Origin of the sequence: Streptomyces telluris (assembly GCF_024519335.1) — a bacterium.
GTDB lineage: Bacteria > Actinomycetota > Actinomycetes > Streptomycetales > Streptomycetaceae > Streptomyces > Streptomyces telluris.
The window spans coordinates 38886-55996 of sequence record NZ_JANIID010000040.1 but is presented as its reverse complement, the minus strand read 5'-3'; the positions used below and the strand labels follow the sequence as shown (position 1 = coordinate 55996).

Below are 17111 nucleotides of genomic sequence, written 5' to 3'. Positions count from 1 at the left end.
CCCCGGGATGTACGCCCGGTGCACGCGCGGGCCTCCTGGTCCACGCGGGCCACCCGGTGCACACGGGCCACCCGCCGGGACCCGTCAGCGGCCCACCGCGTACCCCTGCATGCCGCGCGGATTGGCCGCCGCCGACAGCAGGCCCGTGCGCGGATCGCGCGCCACCGCGCACAGCCGTCCCTCCGACCACGGCTCGCCCACCGTCACCCGGTGACCGCGCCGGCGCAGTTCCCCGATCGCCGTCTCGCCCATCCGCCGCTCGACGACGACCGCTCCGGGGCTCATGGTGCGCGGGTAGAAGGAGCCGGGGAAGGAGTCCTGGTGCCAGTTGGGCGCGTCGATCGCGCCCTGCAGGTCCAGGCCGCCACGCACGGGCGGGCGCAGGGCGACGGCGAGGAAGAAGTGCAGCTGCCACTGGTCCTGCTGATCGCCGCCGGGGGTGCCGAAGGCGAGGACGGGCTCGCCGTCCCGCAGGGCCAGGGACGGGGTGAGCGTGGTGCGCGGGCGGCGTCCGGGGGTCAGGGAGTTGGGCAGCCCGGGTTCCAGCCAGGCCATCTGCAGCCGGGTGCCGAGCGGGAAGCCGAGCTCCGGAACGACGGGGTTGGACTGCAGCCAGCCGCCGCTGGGGGTCGCGGAGATCATGTTGCCCCAGCGGTCGACGACGTCGAGGTGGCAGGTGTCGCCGCGGGTCGCGCCGCTGACGGTGACGGTCGGCTCGCCCGCGCCCGCCGCGGCCGGGGCGGTCCGCTCCGCCGCGGCGACGACGTGCCGGGCCAGGTGCGGGCTGCGGCCCTCCGGGCTGCCGGGGCGCAGGGTGTACGAGGCGAGGTCGCCGATCAGCGCGCGGCGGGCGGCGTTGTAGCCCTCGGAGAGCAGGGCCTTCAGCGGGACGTCGGCGGCGTCGCCGTACCAGGCCTCGCGGTCGGCCATGGCGAGCTTGCTGCCCTCGATGAGGGTGTGGACGTACTCCGGGGTGCCGTAGTCCGGCGGCCCGTCGAGCAGGGCGAGCTGCTGGAGGAGGACCGGGCCCTGCGACCAGGGGCCGGGCTTGCAGACGGTCCAGCCGTTCCAGTCATGACTCACCGGCTCCTCGTAGCCCGCGCGGAAGTCCGCGAGGTCGTCGCCGGTGAGGGGGGCGGTGTGGCGCTCGCCGGAGGTGTCGAGGGTCGGGCGCGCCGCGGCCGCCACGAGCGCCTCGGCGACGAAGCCCTCGCGCCAGACGCGGCGGGCCGCGTCGATGCGCTGCTCCCGGCTGCCGCCGCCCGCCTCGGCCTCGGCGAGCAGGCGGCGCCAGGTGGCGGCGAGGGCGCGGTTGCGCAGGAGCGTGCCGGGGGCCGGCGGGCGGCCGCCGGGCAGGTAGAGCTCGGCGGAGGACGTCCACTCCGTCTCGAAGATCTTGCGGACGGTGGCCACGGTCCGGCCGATGGCCTCGACGGGCGCGTGCCCGTGCTCGGCGTACCCGATGGCGTACGAGAGGACGTCGGCGAGCGGCTTGGTGCCGTGGTCGCGCAGGAGCAGCATCCAGGCGTCGAACGCGCCCGGCACGGCGGCCGCGAGCGGGCCGGTGCCGGGGACCAGGTCGAGGCCGAGCGAGCGGTAGTGCCCGATGGTCGCGCCCCGGGGCGCCGGGCCCTGGCCGCTGAGCACCCGCACCGGGCCGCCGGCCGGGGCGAACACGGCGGGCACCTCGCCGGCCGGGCCGTTCATGTGCGGCTCGACGACGTGCAGGACGAATCCGGCGGCGACCGCGGCGTCGAAGGCGTTGCCGCCGCTCTCCAGTACGGCCATCGCGGACTGCGAGGCCAGCCAGTGGGTGGTCGACACCATGCCGAAGGTGCCCTGCAGGGTGGGCCGGGTGGTGAACATGGCGTCCAGAAAGGCAGATCCCCCTGCCGGTGCGCAATACCGCCTGCGGGGGACCTGTGGGCCGTCCGTCCGAGGGCCGCCCGCACAAAGCACGGCGTTACGGTTGATTCCGCTGCCGGCAGCCGGGCCGGCCGGGGAAAACAAGCTGGAGGATGCGCCGTGCACGGTGAATACAAGGTGCCGGGCGGCAAGCTCGTCGTCGTCGACCTGGACGTCGCCGACGGGGTGCTGCGCGACGTACGGGTGGGCGGGGACTTCTTCCTCGAACCGGACGAGGCGCTCCTCGACATCAACCGGGCCCTGGAGGGCGCGCCCGCCGACCTGACCGCCCCGCAGCTCGCCGCGCGCATCGACGCGGCCCTGCCGGAGGGCACGGTGATGTTCGGCTTCTCCTCCGAGGCGGTGGGCGTGGCGGTGCGCCGGGCCCTGGCCCAGGCCACGGACTGGACCGACTACGAGTGGCAGCTGATCCACGACGGCCCCCAGTCCCCCGCGCTGCACATGGCGCTGGACGAGGTACTCACGGCCGAGGTGGCGGCCGGCCGGCGGCCGCCGACCCTGCGTGTGTGGGAGTGGGGCTCCCCCGCGGTGGTCATCGGCAGCTTCCAGTCGCTGCGCAACGAGGTGGACCCGGAGGGCGCGGAGCGCCACGGGATGACGGTGGTGCGCCGGATCAGCGGCGGCGGGGCCATGTTCATCGAGCCGGGCAACACCATCACCTACTCGCTGTGCGTGCCGGACGCCCTGGTGCAGGGCCTGTCCTTCGCCGACAGCTACGCCTACCTGGACGACTGGGTGCTGGGCGCGCTGGAGGGCATGGGCGTGAAGGCCTGGTACCAGCCGCTCAACGACATCGCCACCGAGTCGGGGAAGATCGCGGGCGCGGCGCAGAAGCGGCTGGTGGGCAGCGCGGGGGCCGTCCTGCATCACGTGACGATGGCGTACGACATCGACGCGGACAAGATGCTGGACGTGCTGCGCATCGGCAAGGAGAAGCTGTCGGACAAGGGGACGAAGAGCGCGAAGAAGCGCGTCGACCCCCTGCGCCGCCAGACCGGGCTGCCGCGGGCCGGCGTGATCGAGAAGATGATCGAGTCCTTCCGGGGCCGCTACGGGCTGACGGCCGGCTCGGTCACCCCCGAGGAGATGGCGCGGGCGCAGGAGCTGGCGGCGGTGAAGTTCTCCTCTCCGGAGTGGACGGCGCGCGTGCCGTAGGGCCGGTGGGTGGTCGGCGGGGGGCGGGCACGTGCGCCGTGGTCCGGCGACGGGGCCCGCCCGCCCCGCTCGGCTCGGCTCAGCTCAGCGCCGGGATCAGGTGCTCGCCGTAGGCGTCGATGGTCGCCTCCTTCGCGTCGTGCATGGCGTAGACCGCGAACTGGTCCACGCCGAGGTCGCGCAGGTGCTCCAGCCGTTCGCGGTGGGCCGCCACGGGGCCCAGGAGGCAGAAGCGGTCCACGATCTCGTCGGGCACGAAGTCGGTGGAGGGGTTCCCGGCCCGGCCGTGGTGGCTGTAGTCGTAGCCGTGGCGCTGCTTGATGTAGGCCGTGAGGGCCTCGGGCACCAGGCCGGAGTGCTCGCCGTAGCGCTCGACCAGGTCGGCGACGTGGTTGCCGACCATGCCGCCGAACCAGCGGCACTGCTCGCGGGCGTGGGCGAGGTCGTCGCCGACGTAGGCGGGGGCGGCGACGCAGATGCGCACCGCGGCCGGGTCCCGGCCGGCTTCGGCGGCGGCGTCCCGCACGTGCTTGATCATCCATTCGGTGAGGAAGGGGTCGGCGAGCTGGAGGATGAACCCGTCGGCCTCCTGGCCCGCGAGGGCGAGGGCCTTCGGCCCGTAGGCGGCCATCCACACGGGCAGCCTGCCGTCCCGGACCCAGGGGATCTTCAGCGCCGTGCCGCCGACGTCGGCCTCGCGGCCCTCGGCGAGGTCGCGGATGACGCGGATGGACTCCCGCAGCGAGGCGAGGGTGTTGGGCTTGCGGCCGGCCACCCGCATCGCGGAGTCCCCGCGGCCGATGCCGCACACCGTGCGGTTGCCGTACATGTCGTTGAGGGTGGCGAAGGTGGAGGCGGTGACCTCGGGGGTGCGGGTGGAGGGGTTGGTGACCATCGGCCCCACGACGAGCCGCTCGGTGTGCTCCAGGATACGGCTGTAGATGACGAACGGCTCCTGCCACAGCACGGCGGAGTCGAACGTCCAGCCGTAGCGGAAGCCTGAGCGCTCGGCGCGCCGCATCAGGTCGACGACGGCGGTGGCGGGCGGGTCGGTCTGCAGGACGAGGCCGAAGTCCACGGGGGTGCTCCTTACGTCATACGTGGTGCGTCGTTGCGTCTCACGTCAGGTACTGGCAGGTGGCGCGGGGGACGTAGCGGCCGTGGCCGGCGCGTCCGGTGAACTTCCGCTCTTCGATGACGGCTTCGCCGCGGGAGAGGACGGTCTCGACGCGTCCGGTGACGCGCTTGCCCTCGTAGGCGGAGTAGTCGACGTTCATGTGGTGGGTGGCGGCCGAGAGGGTCTGCTCGGCGTGCGGGTCGTAGATGACGATGTCGGCGTCGCCGCCGGGGGTGATGGTGCCCTTGTGCGGGGCGAGGCCGAACATCCGGGCGGGGGCGGCGCAGGCGATCTCGATCCAGCGGCGGCGGGTGATGCGGCCGTCGACGACGGCCTGGTGCAGGAGGTCCATGCGGTTCTCGATGCCGGGCAGGCCGTTGGGGATCTTCGAGAAGTCCCCGCGGCCGAGCTCCTTCTGGCCGGAGAAGCAGAACGGGCAGTGGTCGGTGGAGACGACCTGGAGGTCGTCGGTGCGCAGGCCGCGCCAGAGGGCGGCTTGGTGCTCGCGGGGGCGCAGCGGCGTGGAGCAGACGTATTTCGCGCCCTCGAAGCCGGGCTCGGCGAGGTTGTCGGTGGACAGGAAGAGGTACTGCGGGCAGGTCTCGCCGAAGACGGGCAGGCCCTTGTGGCGGGCCTGCGCGAGCTCGGCGACGGCCTCCTCGGCCGAGACGTGCACGACGTACAGGGGGCTGCCGGCGACGCGGGCGAGCTGGATCGCCCGGTGGGTGGCCTCGGCCTCCAGCAGCGCCTTGCGGACCTCGCCGTGGTAGCGGGGGTCGGTCTGCCCGGCGGCGAGGGCCTGTTCGACGAGGACGTCGATGGCGATGCCGTTCTCGGCGTGCATCATGATCAGCCCGCCGTTGCCGGCAGCGCGCTGCATGGCGCGCAGGATCTGTCCGTCGTCGCTGTAGAAGACGCCGGGGTAGGCCATGAAGAGCTTGAAGGAGGTGACCCCTTCGGCGACGAGGAGGTCCATCTCCTTCAGGGAGCCCTCGTTCACGTCGGAGAGGATCATGTGGAAGGCGTAGTCGACGGCGCAGCGGCCGTCGGCCTTGGCGTGCCAGGCGTCGAGGCCCTCGCGCAGGGCCCGGCCGCGGCTCTGGACGGCGAAGTCGACGATGGTGGTGGTGCCGCCCCAGGCGGCGGCCCGGGTGCCGGTCTCGAAGTCGTCGGAGGAGGCGGTTCCGCCGAAGGGGAAGTCAAGGTGCGTGTGGGCGTCGACGCCGCCGGGGATCACGTACTTCCCGGTGGCGTCCAGGGTGCGGTCGGCGTGCCAGCCCTGGGCGAAGGCGCTGCCGGACGCGGCGAGGGCCGCGACCTTGCCGTCCTCGACGAGGACGTCGGCGCGGGTCTCCTCGGCGGCGGTGATGACGAGGCCGCCGCGGATGGCCGTCGTGGTCATGGCCGTTCCTTTCCGGCGATGGTGAACTGGACCTGCTGCAGCACGGTTTCCAGGGCGGCGGCGCCCTCCTCCGCCTCGGTGATGGTGAGCGACAGGGGCGGCGCGATGCGCAGGACGTTGGCCTCGCGGCCGCCCTTGCCGATCAGCAGGCCTTCCTCCCTGGCCAGTTCGAGGGCGAGGGAGGCCGCTTCGGGCGAGGGCGACCCGTCGTGCTCGACCAGCTCGATGCCGATCATCAGGCCGCGGCCGCGCACCTCGCGGACGACGGGGAAGCCGGCGGCGACGGCGCGGAGCCGTTCGATGAGCAGGCCGCCGACCCGGCGGGCGTTGCCCTGGAGGTCGTGCTCCAGGAGGTGGGTGAGGTTGGCGAGGCCGGCGGCCATGGTGACGGGGCTGCCGCCGAAGGTGGAGATGGAGTTGGCGTCGAGGCAGTTCATGACCTCGGCGCGGGCGACGACGCCGCCGATGGACATGCCGTTGCCGATGCCCTTGGCGAAGGTGAGGAGGTCGGGCGGGCCGTGCTCGGCGTGGGCCTGCCAGCCCCAGAAGTGGTCGCCGGTGCGGCCCCAGCCGGTCTGCACCTCGTCGGTGATCCAGAGGATGCCGCGGGCGGCGAGGACCTCGCGGAAGGCGGCGTAGAGGCCGTCGGGCGGGGAGGTGAACCCGCCGACGCCCTGCACGGGTTCGGCGATCAGGGCCGCCACCCGGCCGTGGGTCTGGCCGAGCATGTCCTCGAGGTCGGCGACGCAGGCGGCGGTGAAGGCGGCGTCGGACAGGTGGGCGTAGGGGCCGGAGGTGCGGACCCCGCCGTGGACGTAGAGGGTCTGCAGGGGCGAGAGGCTGGTGGGCGACCAGGCGGAGTTGCCGGTGATGCCCACGGCGGAGAAGGAGCGGCCGTGGTAGCTGTTGCGCATCGCCAGGATCTGGTTGGAGCCGCGGTGGGAAGTGGCCAGCAGGAGGGCCGCGTCGTTGGCCTCGGTGCCGGAGGTGGTGAAGAAGACGCGGGCGTCGGGGATGCCGGAGAGGGCGGCGATGCGCTCGGCGAGCTCGACCATGTGCCGGTCGAGGTAGAGGGTGGAGGTGTGCAGGATGCGCCCGGCCTGCTCGGAGACGGCCTTGGTGACCTCGGGCAGGGCGTGGGCGGTCATGGTGGTGAGGATGCCGCCGAAGAAGTCGAGGTAGCGCCGGCCGTGGGCGTCCCATACGTGGCGGCCCTCGCCGTGGGTGAGCTCCAGGGGCTCGCGGTAGTAGAGGGAGAGCCACTCGGGCATGACCGCGCGGTGCCGGGCGTGCAGGTGGGTGGCCGGGGAGCCCCCGGGCCCGGGCGCGGAGGTCATGGCCGGACCAGCCCGTCGTAGGCGTCGGGGCGGCGGTCGCGGTAGAAGGCCCACTGCTGCCGGACCTCGTCGATGAGGCCGAAGTCCAGGTCGCGGACGACGAGTTCCTCCTTGGTGTCGCTCGCCACGTCACCGACGAACTGCCCGCGGGGGTCGACGAAGTAGGAGGTGCCGTAGAAGTCGTTGTCGCCGTACTCCTCGCGGCCGACGCGGTTGATGGCGGCGACGAAGTACTCGTTGGCGACGGCCGCGGCGGGCTGCTCCAGCTTCCAGAGGTAGCCGGAGAGGCCGCGGGAGGTGGCCGAGGGGTTGTAGACGAGCTGGGCGCCGTTGAGGCCGAGCTGGCGCCAGCCCTCGGGGAAGTGGCGGTCGTAGCAGATGTAGACGCCGACCCTGCCGACGGCCGTGTCGAAGACGGGCCAGCCGAGGTTGCCGGGGGCGAAGTAGTACTTCTCCCAGAAGCCCTTGACCTGGGGGATGTGGTGCTTGCGGTATTTGCCGAGGTAGCGGCCGTCGGCGTCGATGACGGCGGCGGTGTTGTAGTAGAAACCGGGGCCCTCGGTCTCGAAGACGGGGACGACGATCACCATGCCCGTCTCCCGGGCCAGCTCCTGCATCCGGCGGACGGTGGGCCCGTCGGGGACGGGCTCGGCCCAGCGGTAGTGCTCGCTCTCCTGCACCTGGCAGAAGTAGGGGGCGTTGAAGACCTCCTGGAACCCGATCACCTGCGCGCCCTGGGCGGCGGCCGCGCGGGCGTGCTCCTCGTGCTTGGCGAGCATGGATTCGGTGTCGCCGGTCCAGGTGGCCTGGACCAGAGCGGCGCGGACGACATTGGCCATGAGCTGCTCCTTCACGGGGGCGTCAGCCGGGCCGACCGGCCGGGCTGACACGCGTAGATCCACGTGTGGTTGCGACCGTAGGACGCGGCACGCCGCGCGGCAAGACCATCGATCGTCCTGTGGATAACCCGGCCCCCGCATGACAGAACAGAAAAACTTGCAAGTTTGCCTGTCAATATTTACGGTGGGCGCATGCCCGCCCAGGAAACCGGCCAGGAACCCGATCAGGAAACCGGCAAGGAAGCCGGCCGAGTCTCCGGCACGGCTCAGGAACGCGCCGCCGCCGATCTGGCCGCGACGGTCTCCCAGCTCATGCGCCGTCTGCGCGCGGCCTCCCCGCAGGGCTCCCTGACCCCCTCCCAGCGCACGGTCCTGGGCCGCCTCGCCGGCGGCGGGCCGGCCACCACCGCGGACCTGGCCCGCGCGGAGCTCGTGCGGCCGCAGTCCATGCGCGTCATCGTCGCCAGGCTGGAGGAGCTGGGCCTGGTCGCCCGCTCCCCGCACCCCACGGACGGGCGCCAGGTCCTGTTCTCCCTCACCGGGGACGGCGAAGAGGCCGTCGCCTCCGTACGGCACTCCAAGCACGCCTGGCTCGCCGACGCCATCGCCGACCGGCTCACCCCGGACGAACAGCGGACCCTCGCCGACGCCGCCCTCCTGCTCAAGCGCCTGGTGGAGGAGTGAACACTTTAAGGGAGCCCCCGCGGGCCCTCCCTGCGCACGCCCAGCACACGAGCGCGACGGCCGCCACCGGCCTCCTCGCCCTTCGACCCCCGAGAAGGAGCCCACGGCCATGCCCGTCACCACCCTCGACACCACCACCGCCCTCGTGCTCGTCGACCTCCAGAAGGGCATCGTGGCGATGCCCACCGCCCATCCCGCCGAGGAGATCGTCGAGCGCGGCGCGCGCCTGGCCGCCGCCTTCCGCGAGCGCGGCCTGCCGGTCGTCCTCGTCCGCGTCGTCGGCTCCGCGCCCGGCCGCTCCGAGGCGCCCCTGCGCGGCGGGCGCCCGCCGGCCGGCTTCGCCGACCTGGTGCCCGAACTCGGCCGGGAGGACGGCGACATCGTGATCACCAAGCACACCTGGGGCGCGTTCCACGCCACCGACCTGGACCTGCAGCTGCGGCGCCGCGGCGTCACCCAGGTCGTCCTCGCGGGCATCGCGACGGGCGCGGGCGTGGAGTCCACCGCGCGCGCCGCCCACGAGCACGGCTACCACGTGACGGTCGTGACCGACGCCGTCACCGACCCCGACCTAGAGGTGCACCGCATCGCCGTGGAGAAGGTCCTGCCGCGCCTGGCGGAGACCGGTACGACCGACGATGTGATCAAGCTCCTGGGCTGACGCCGCGGCCGGCCCGCTAGCCCACATAGGCGGCGTACGCGGTCATCGCCCCGGCGACGACCGCGTACGCCGCCAGGGCGATGACCGCACCGCGGTGGTGCAGCTTCTCCACCCGCTCCGGGTCGCCGCCGCGGACGGTCCAGCGCCAGGACAGCACGGTGGCGACCACGGCCAGCAGCACGTAGACGAGCGTGAGCAGGTGCAGGGCGTCGATGAGCGTCAGCCCGACGGTGCTGGTGATGACCGTGTTCACCTGCTGCATATTGATCATGACAACGAACAGCCCGCCGCCCAGCAGGGACAGCCGGCTCTGCATCGAGTCGAGCTTCTCCCCCATGCCCAGCGCCTCGCTGTGCGAGGGCAGCAGGAACGTGGCCGTGCCGATGAGCAGCATCAGGTACAGCGGGCCCGTCAGCTTCCAGAAGATGACGGGGTCGCTGCGCGACAGGGAGATCTGGACGAGCAGCCGGCTGCGCGTGCTGCCCTTCCCCCGAGGGAGGCTGGGGTCGCCGAAGTTGGTGGGGAAGTGCCGGTCGGCCGCGACGAGCCGGAAGCCGGTGATCCGCCAGCCGGGCGGCGCGATCCCGGAGTTCACCCCGGAGTCCTCGTTGTCGGGCGTGAAACGGAACTGGTCGGCCTCTTTGCGCGAGGTGATCTTGATTTCGATGCGGTGGCGGTCGAAGGGGAAGGCCCGGACGCCCCAGTCCTGCCGGAAGGTCCCCTGCACCCGGACGACGTCCCGGAACATGCCCTTCTCTCTGGTCAGCTCCGGTTTGCTCCGCTCCAGGTCGTCGTTGTAGTTGCTGAACGCCACGCCGGGCAGCGGATCCAGCTCGCGCCGCGGGCAGACGCTCCATACCGTCACCCGCGCCCCGAAGGTGTGCCCGACGGGGTCGAGGCCGTAGAGGTCGCTGAGGTAGGCGCCGGTCCGGCAGGTGTCCGGCTCCGCCGCGCTCGCGGCGGGACTGCCGAGCAGCCACGCCGCGAGCGCGCCGAACAGTGCCGCCAGCATCCCCGGGACGCGGGCGAGGGCCCGGCGCAGGCCAATGGATTCCCCACAGTGCACAGCCATATGCCGGTGATCCTCACCGGAACGGCGGCCGGTGATTCACCCTCCGCGCTCACCGCCCGGGCGCATTTCAGCGCACCGGCGGCTCGCCGCTGGGGTGCACCACCATCGCCGAGCCCCCGCCGCGCCGGGTCCGTTCGGCGGCGGCCGCCCACCGGCCGTCCGGCAGCAGCTGGACGCCGGTCGCCGCGCCGATCTCGGGGTTGGCCTTGAAGACGTGCCCGATGTGCTCCAGACGGCCGCGCAGCGGGCTGTTCCACAGGCCCGGTTCCAGCTCGGTGGCGGCGGCGTTGCGCTGGCTCGCGCGCGGCGCCGCGATCGCGTCGACGAGCGGCATCCCGCGGTCGACGTGGTTGAGGATGGTCTGCAGCGCCGTGGTGATGATCGTGGCCCCGCCGGGCGAGCCGAGGGCGAACGCGGGCCGCCCGTGGTCGAGGACGACGGTGGGCGACATCGACGAGCGCGGGCGCTTGCCCGGCCCGGGCAGGTTGGGGTCGTGGACGCCCGGGGTGACGGGGACGAAGGAGAAGTCGGTCAGCTCGTTGTTGAGCAGGAAGCCGCGGCCGGGGACGGTGATGCCGCTGCCGCCGGTCTGCTCGATGGTGAGCGTGTAGGCGACGACGTTGCCCCACTTGTCGGCGGTCGTCAGGTGGGTGGTGTGCTCGCCCTCGTAGGGCGTGGGCGCGGCCTTGCCGTGGGTGCCGCAGGACACCGGGCGGCGCGGGTCGCCGGGCGCCAGCGGGCTGGTGAGCACCGCGCCGTCCTTGATCAGGCACGCGCGCGAGTCCGCGTAGCGCTGGGAGGTGAGGGCCTTGGTGGGCACGGACTCGAAGGCCGGGTCGCCCACCCAGCGGTTGCGGTCGGCGAAGGCGATCCTGGCGGCTTCGATGTAGCGGTGCAGATAGGTCTTGGCGTCGAGCTTCGAGAGGTCGCTCTTCTCCAGGATGTTGAGGGCCTCGGCGACCGTCGTACCGCCGGAGGACGAGGGGCCCATGCCGTAGACGTCCAGGCCGCGGTAGGACGTGCGGGTCGGCGCCTGGCGCTTCACCGCGTACTCCCGCAGGTCCCGCTCGGTCAGGTCGCCCGGGCGGGCCACGCGCCCGGAAGCGGGGTCGACGGGCGGCTTGCGCACGGTCCGGACGATGTCGCGGCCGACCTCGCCGCGGTAGAGGGCGCCGACGCCGCGCTCGCCCAGCAGCGCGTAAGTGCGGGCGAGGTCGGGGTTCTTGAGGGTGCTGCCGACGGCGGGCGGGCGGCCGCCGGGCAGGAAGAGCTTCGCGCTCGCCGGGAAGTCCTTGAAGCGGGCCTCGTTGTCGGCCGTCTGCTGCCGGAAGGTGGCGTCGACGGTGAAGCCCGAGCGGGCGATGCGCTCGGCCGGCCGCAGCACCTGGGCGAGCGAGCGGGTGCCCCAGGTGCGCAGGACGGTGTCCCAGGTGGCGGGGGTGCCGGGGGTGCCGACGCTCAGGCCGCTGGTGACGGCGTCGGCGAAGGAGACCGGCTTGCCCTTCTCCAGGAAGAGGTTCTTGTCCGCGCTCAGCGGGGCGCGTTCGCGGCCGTCGATGGTGGAGACCTGGCGCCGCTTCGCGTCGTAGTGGACGAAGTAGCCGCCCCCGCCGATGCCCGCGGAGTACGGCTCGGTGACGCCGAGTGCGGCCGCGGTGGCCACGGCGGCGTCGACGGCGTTGCCGCCCTTGCGGAGCACTTCGATGCCGGCGGCCGAGGCGTCGGCGTCGACGCTGGCCACGGCGCCGCCGTAGCCGGCGGCGACGGGGGTCTTGGCGGGGGTGCGGCCCTGGTCGGTGGACGGGCCGCCGGGCCGGGCCGCGGCCGGGAGGGCGCCGAGTCCGACGACCAGTGTGGCCGCCGCGGCGAGTACGGGCAGACGTCGGTGGGGCGGCTTCTTCGTTCTCGGGCGGGCCATTCTGCCTCCAAGCGGCGAGCGGGCCCCGGAGCCTACCGCCGCCACCGCGGCGCGCAACCCCACCGGACGCAATCGGCGGCGCCGGGCGGCGCGCAACCTGCACCCGACGCGACCGGCGGTGCCGGACAGGCCTCAAGCCCGTACGGCACCGCCGGTCACCACCGTCGTGGCGCGCCGCTGCTGCGGCGGGTGGAAACAGCCTGCGCGTCGCGTCAGCGGCCGCGGGCCGCCGAGATCACGGGGCCGGACATGGCCGCCTCGCCCTTGGCGTTCGGGTGGAACGGGGCGGCCGGGTTCTCCGGCTGGGCACCCTCGATCCAGCGGTCCGCGGTGGGCTTGCACACGTCGTGGCCGAGGGTCGGCTTGTAGGTGTCCGCGAAGCGGACGCCGGCCTTGCGGGCCTCGCCCTGCAGCATCGTGTTGAGCTTCTTCTCGGTGTCCCGCAGGTAGGGGACGTCGCCCGCGGCGATCGGCACGGCCGGGAAGCACCCGACGCCGTCCTCCGGCATGATCGCCGGGTAGCCGACGAGCACCACGCGCGCGTACGGGGCGCGCTTGTGCACGTCCTTCAGCACCTTGGCGACCTTGGGCGCGGCGTCGGCGATGCGGGCGGTGAGCTGGTCCGTGCCGCCCTCGGTGTACTTCGTGCGGCAGGGGGCGCCGGCCGGGTCGGTGACGGACAGCTGGGCACAGGTGCCGATGATGTCGCCGAAGCCGATGTCGTTGCCGCCGATGCCGAGCGTGACGAGGCGGGTGCTCCGGCCGAGCGCGTTGAGCTGCGGCGGGTTGTCGCCCTGGGCGCGCCACATGTCGTCGGTCTTGGCCCCGCTGCAGCTGACGTCCTTGAAGGACGTCTGGTGCAGGGCCTTCGCGGTGAGCGCCGGGTAGTTGACGCTGGAGCGGGCGCAGTCGCCGCCGCTCTGCTCGGGAACGCCGGGGGCGGAGGTGTAGGAGTCGCCGAGGGCGACGTAGCGCTGGCCGCCCGCGGGGGTCGCGGCCGTCCCGGCGTCCGCCGCCGTCGCGGTGCCGGCGAAGGACGCCGCCAGGGCCGCCGCCGCGCCGAGCGCCGCGAGTCCCTTCCCGTACCGCCCACCACGCTTGTGCGTGTGTGCCACCGATGCCTCCATGAAATTGTCCGGTGTACGTCTTGCGATGATCGCGGACGTCAGACTCGCCGGGCGGTGACCGTCTGTCAACTGACGGCCCGAGATTAAATTGGAGTGCAAGAATCAAATTAGGTAGAGTGCAGATGTGCGATTGACCAAGAGCACCGACATAGCGCTGCGCATCGCCATGCGCCTGGCCGTGACCGGCGACGACAGCCCGACCACCCGTGAGGTGGCCGAGGCGGTCGGCGTGCCGTACACCCATGCCGCCAAGGTGGTCAGCAGGATGCAGCACCTGGGAGTCGTCGAGGCCCGCCGGGGCCGCGGCGGCGGACTCACCCTCACCACCGCCGGGCGGACGGGATCCGTCGGCCGGCTGGTGCGCGAGCTCGAAGGCACCGGCGACGTCGTCGGCTGCGAGGACGATCCACCCTGCCCGCTGCGCGCGGCCTGCCGGCTGCGCGGGGCCCTGCGGAACGCGCAGGAGGCGTTCTACGCCTCCCTGGACCCCCTCACGGTCGAGGAGCTGACCGGGCCGCCGACCGGGCCGGTCCTGCTGAGCCTCGGCACGCGGCCGCAGGACTGAAAGCCCCTCCCCTCCCCGCGGTCCTTCGCACGACCAAAAATATGCATTCGAGATGCCAATTAAGGAGCGCCGATGCTGTCCCCCAAGTCGACCGAGATCGTCCGCGCCACCCTCCCCGCCGTCGGCGGCGCCATCGGCGAGATCACCCCGCTCTTCTACGACAAGCTCTTCGCCGCCCACCCCGAGCTCCTGCGCGACCTCTTCAACCGCGGCAACCAGGCGAACGGCACCCAGCAGCAGGCCCTCGCCGGCTCCATAGCCGCCTTCGCGACCGCCCTGCTCGAGCACCCGGGGACCCGCCCCGACGCGATGCTCGCGCGCATCGCCCACAAGCACGTCTCCCTCGGGATCGCCCCCGAGCAGTACCGCGTCGTCCACCTGCACCTCTTCGCCGCCATCGCGGAGGTCCTGGGCGAGGCGGTCACCGAGGAGGTGGCGGCCGCCTGGGACGAGGTCTACTGGCTGATGGCCAACGCCCTCATCGCCCTGGAGGCCCGCCTGTACGAGCAGGCCGGCGCCGCCGCCGGGGACGTCTTCCGCCCGTACCGCGTCACCGGCCGCATCGAGGAGACCGCGGAGGTCACGACCTTCCTGGTCCAGCCGCTGGACGGCCGCCCCCTGCCCGACGCCCGGCCCGGGCAGTACGTCTCGGTGCGGACGGAGCTCGCGGACGGTGCCCGGCAGATCCGTCAATACAGCCTTTCCGGCCACCCCGACGACGCCCTGCAGTTCTCCGTCAAGCGCGTGACCGGCGACCCCGACGGCGAGGTCTCCCACCACCTCCACCACCACGCGCGCGTGGGCACCACGCTGATGGTCGGCGCGCCCTGCGGGGACGTGACCCTGGACGAGGGCACCTCACCCGTCCTGCTGGCCTCCGCCGGCATCGGGTGCACCCCGATGACCGGGATGCTCTCCCACCTGGCCGCGACCGGCTCGCACCGCCGCGTGATCGCCGTCCACGCCGACCGCAGCGAGGCCACCCACGCCTTCCGCAGCGACCTGCTGCAGCTCACGGAGAAGCTCCCCGACGCGGTCGCGCACATCTGGTACGAGCAGCCCGAGGGCGACTGGCCCGCCGACCGCACGGGGTACGCCGACCTCTCCCGCATCGGCATCCCCGCGGGCACCACGGCTTACCTCTGCGGCCCGCTGCCCTTCCTCCGCGCGGCCCGCACACAGCTCCTGGCGGCGGGCGTCGCGGCCGCGGACATCCACTACGAGGTCTTCGGCCCGGACCTGTGGCTGGGGCAGGACGCCTGACCGGCGGCACCGCGCGCCACCGATGGGGCGCCATCACCCACCGGCGCCCCATCCGTACACCAGCACCCCTCTTCGTTAGCACCTTCGAGTGACGGGCGGTTCTCCGGTCGGCCGGAGGGAAGAGTCATCGCACTCACGTCCGAGGAGGGCTCTCATGCCGCACTCACCCGCCCGTTCGCTCCTCCGCCTCCTCACCACCCTGCTCGCGGCGCTCTCGCTGGGGGCGCTCATGGCCGGCCCCACGGCCGCCCAGAGCAAGACCTTCGCCGCGCGCACGGTCTCGATGGTGAACTTCCGGTTCGTCCCGCAGACGCTGACGGTCAACGTCGGTGACACGGTCACCTGGATCAACAACAGCGGCAGCACGCACACCACCACGTCCGACGCACTGCTCTGGGACCTTCCCGTCGGCCCCGGCCAGGCGTCCCGGGCCGTGCCCTTCAACACCCCGGGGACGTTCCCCTACCACTGCACCCCGCACGCGGGGCTCGGCATGACGGGCACCATCACCGTCCAGTAGCCGCCGCGAGCGTCACGGATGGATCTGCCCGGCACCCGGCATCAGGGTGCCGGGCTCCGCCGGGGCGACCTCCACCGCCTCCGTCTTCAGGCTGCGGCGCTGGCGCCTGGCGACCCACGTCGCGAACCACGACAGGAGCATGCACATGCCGATGTAGATCGGGGAGATGACCATGACGACGGGGATGAACGGCAGCCCGTAGTCGAGGTTGCTGGCGATGAGCTTGCCCGCGTGCAGGAACTCCTCGTAGGTGATCAGGAAGCCCAGCGAGGTGTCCTTCAGCGCCACGACCAGCTGGCTGATGATCGTCGGCAGCATGGCGCGGACCGCCTGCGGCACGAGGACATGGGTCATCACCTGCGTCTTGCGCATCCCGAGGGCGTACGCCGCCTCCCGCTGGCCGCGGTCGACGGAGTTCACCCCGCTGCGGAAGACCTCGGCGAGCACCGAGCCGTTGTAGAGGGTGAGCCCGGTGACGAGGGCCGGCAGCGGCTGGACCTTGAGGGCCACGAAGACGAAGAAGATCATGACCAGGACCGGCATGGCCCGGAAGAACTCCACGAAGAGCGTGGCGGTCCAGCGCAGGATCCGGTGCTCGGACAGCCGGCCCGCGGCGAGCAGCCCGCCGAGGGCGAGGGAGAGCACGGCGGCGTAGGCGAAGGCCTTGAGCGTGTTGCCGAGGCCGCGCAGCAGCAGCTCCTGGATGCCCTCGTACGCGAAGGGCCGCCACTTCTCCGCCGTGAACTGGTTGGTGTCGAACAGCAGGTAGATCACCCCGGCGACGATCCCCAGGATCACGGCGGTGGAGACCAGCCCGTAGATCAGGTGGCGCCGCCGGGCCATGGGCCCGGGGATGTCGTAGAGCGCGGTGTCGGTCATCGGGGCACTCCCCAGCGCTTCTCCAGCACGTTGAAGATCGCGCTGATGGACAGGGTGACGATCAGATAGCCGACGGCGATCCAGATGAAGGACCAGATGACGCTGTAACCGAGCTCGTTGAGCGGCTTGTACGTGCCGAGGAGCTCGGTCACGCTGAACGACCCGGCGATCGCGGAGTTCTTGGCGAGCGCGATCAGGGTGGAGCCGACCGGCGGGATGACGGAGCGGAAGGCCTGCGGCAGCACGACCAGGCTCAGGGTCTGCGCGAAGGTCATGCCCAGACTGCGGGCCGCCTCGCCCTGCCCGGTCGGCACGGTGTTGATGCCCGAGCGCAGGGCCTCGCAGATGAAGGCCGACGTGTAGCAGCCGAGGGCGAGGACGGCGAACAGCTCGAAGGGCAGGACGACGCCGAAGCGCGGCAGTCCCAGCAGCACCGCGAAGAACAGCAGCGTCAGCGGGGTGTTGCGCAGCACCGTCACCCACACCGTGCCGAAGACCCGCAGGGAGCCGACGGGGGCGACCCGGAAGGAGGCCATCACGAAGCCCAGGACGAGGGCGAGCAGCGAGGAGTAGACGGTGAGTTCCACGGTGCCGAGCAGGCCCTCGCCGTAGAGGGAGAGGTTGTCGGTGAGCACGTTCACAGCGG

The 17111-nt window shown here is 72.6% G+C and carries 16 protein-coding genes; 6 read left to right on the top strand and 10 right to left on the bottom strand.

The genetic code is table 11. From position 1 onward, the window contains the following. Positions 1-84 precede the first annotated feature (84 nt). Positions 85-1866 carry a gamma-glutamyltransferase family protein gene (locus tag NQU55_RS31505; RefSeq protein ID WP_168091157.1) on the bottom strand — a complete coding sequence of 594 codons (1782 nt, stop codon included), beginning with the start codon at positions 1864-1866 and terminating at the stop codon, positions 85-87. 159 nt (positions 1867-2025) lie between these two features. On the opposite strand from NQU55_RS31505, the gene lplAB reads away from it, so the two are divergent. Continuing rightward, the gene (gene lplAB, locus NQU55_RS31500) at positions 2026-3081 is read left to right on the top strand and encodes a lipoate-protein ligase LplAB (RefSeq protein WP_168091158.1); all 1056 of its coding nucleotides are present in this window, start codon (positions 2026-2028) and stop codon (positions 3079-3081) included. Positions 3082-3160: 79 nt separating this feature from the next. Here the strand turns inward: lplAB and NQU55_RS31495 are convergent, their stop codons facing one another. Genes NQU55_RS31495 through NQU55_RS31480 form a run of 4 tightly spaced genes read right to left on the bottom strand, consistent with a single transcriptional unit; the run spans position 3161 to position 7776 of the window. Beyond that, a complete protein-coding gene (locus NQU55_RS31495; RefSeq protein ID WP_168091159.1) occupies positions 3161-4159 on the bottom strand; it encodes a TIGR03842 family LLM class F420-dependent oxidoreductase in 999 nt (332 codons plus the stop codon). 40 nt (positions 4160-4199) lie between these two features. Then, positions 4200-5600, bottom strand: a complete 1401-nt coding sequence (hydA, locus tag NQU55_RS31490; RefSeq protein ID WP_168091160.1) for a dihydropyrimidinase — start codon at positions 5598-5600, stop codon at positions 4200-4202. Next, positions 5597-6937, bottom strand: coding sequence for an aspartate aminotransferase family protein (locus NQU55_RS31485; RefSeq protein ID WP_168091161.1), 1341 nt, complete (start codon positions 6935-6937; stop codon positions 5597-5599). The genes hydA and NQU55_RS31485 overlap by 4 nt, the downstream gene beginning before the upstream one ends. Then, positions 6934-7776 carry a nitrilase-related carbon-nitrogen hydrolase gene (locus NQU55_RS31480; RefSeq protein WP_168091162.1) on the bottom strand — a complete coding sequence of 281 codons (843 nt, stop codon included), beginning with the start codon at positions 7774-7776 and terminating at the stop codon, positions 6934-6936. Before NQU55_RS31480 ends, NQU55_RS31485 begins: the two co-directional genes overlap by 4 nt. Before the next feature lie 192 nt (positions 7777-7968). Between NQU55_RS31480 and NQU55_RS31475 the strand changes: the two genes are divergently transcribed. Next, on the top strand, positions 7969-8460 hold the full coding sequence (locus NQU55_RS31475) for a MarR family winged helix-turn-helix transcriptional regulator (RefSeq protein ID WP_168091163.1): 492 nt from the start codon (positions 7969-7971) through the stop codon (positions 8458-8460). Positions 8461-8569: 109 nt separating this feature from the next. After that, positions 8570-9121 carry an isochorismatase family protein gene (locus NQU55_RS31470; protein WP_168091164.1) on the top strand — a complete coding sequence of 184 codons (552 nt, stop codon included), beginning with the start codon at positions 8570-8572 and terminating at the stop codon, positions 9119-9121. A gap of 16 nt (positions 9122-9137) precedes the next feature. Here the strand turns inward: NQU55_RS31470 and NQU55_RS31465 are convergent, their stop codons facing one another. From NQU55_RS31465 to NQU55_RS31455, 3 genes are all read right to left on the bottom strand, one after another. Next, positions 9138-10193, bottom strand: a complete 1056-nt coding sequence (locus NQU55_RS31465) for a ligand-gated ion channel (RefSeq protein ID WP_168091165.1) — start codon at positions 10191-10193, stop codon at positions 9138-9140. Positions 10194-10260: 67 nt separating this feature from the next. Then, a complete protein-coding gene (ggt, locus tag NQU55_RS31460; RefSeq protein ID WP_168091166.1) occupies positions 10261-12111 on the bottom strand; it encodes a gamma-glutamyltransferase in 1851 nt (616 codons plus the stop codon). 212 nt (positions 12112-12323) lie between these two features. Next, on the bottom strand, positions 12324-13226 hold the full coding sequence (locus NQU55_RS31455; protein ID WP_256791582.1) for an SGNH/GDSL hydrolase family protein: 903 nt from the start codon (positions 13224-13226) through the stop codon (positions 12324-12326). Positions 13227-13362: 136 nt separating this feature from the next. Here NQU55_RS31455 and NQU55_RS31450 point away from each other — a divergent pair, with 136 nt between their 5' ends. The 3 genes from NQU55_RS31450 to NQU55_RS31440 all read left to right on the top strand — a co-directional run bounded on the left by NQU55_RS31450 (position 13363) and on the right by NQU55_RS31440 (position 15586). Further along, complete coding sequence (locus NQU55_RS31450) at positions 13363-13803, top strand: RrF2 family transcriptional regulator (RefSeq protein WP_168091168.1); 441 nt, start codon at positions 13363-13365, stop codon at positions 13801-13803. Positions 13804-13875: 72 nt separating this feature from the next. Further along, the gene (locus NQU55_RS31445; RefSeq protein WP_168091169.1) at positions 13876-15066 is read left to right on the top strand and encodes a globin domain-containing protein; all 1191 of its coding nucleotides are present in this window, start codon (positions 13876-13878) and stop codon (positions 15064-15066) included. A gap of 154 nt (positions 15067-15220) precedes the next feature. Next, positions 15221-15586 (top strand): cupredoxin domain-containing protein, encoded by a 366-nt coding sequence (locus tag NQU55_RS31440; protein ID WP_240976114.1) that lies wholly within the window; start codon positions 15221-15223, stop codon positions 15584-15586. 12 nt (positions 15587-15598) lie between these two features. Here NQU55_RS31440 and NQU55_RS31435 read toward each other — a convergent pair whose 3' ends face one another. Continuing rightward, a complete protein-coding gene (locus NQU55_RS31435) occupies positions 15599-16465 on the bottom strand; it encodes an amino acid ABC transporter permease (protein WP_168091170.1) in 867 nt (288 codons plus the stop codon). Then, entirely contained in the window at positions 16462-17106 is a 645-nt protein-coding gene (locus NQU55_RS31430; RefSeq protein WP_168091171.1) for an amino acid ABC transporter permease, read from the bottom strand. Before NQU55_RS31430 ends, NQU55_RS31435 begins: the two co-directional genes overlap by 4 nt. Between the last annotated feature and the right edge of the window lie 5 nt (positions 17107-17111).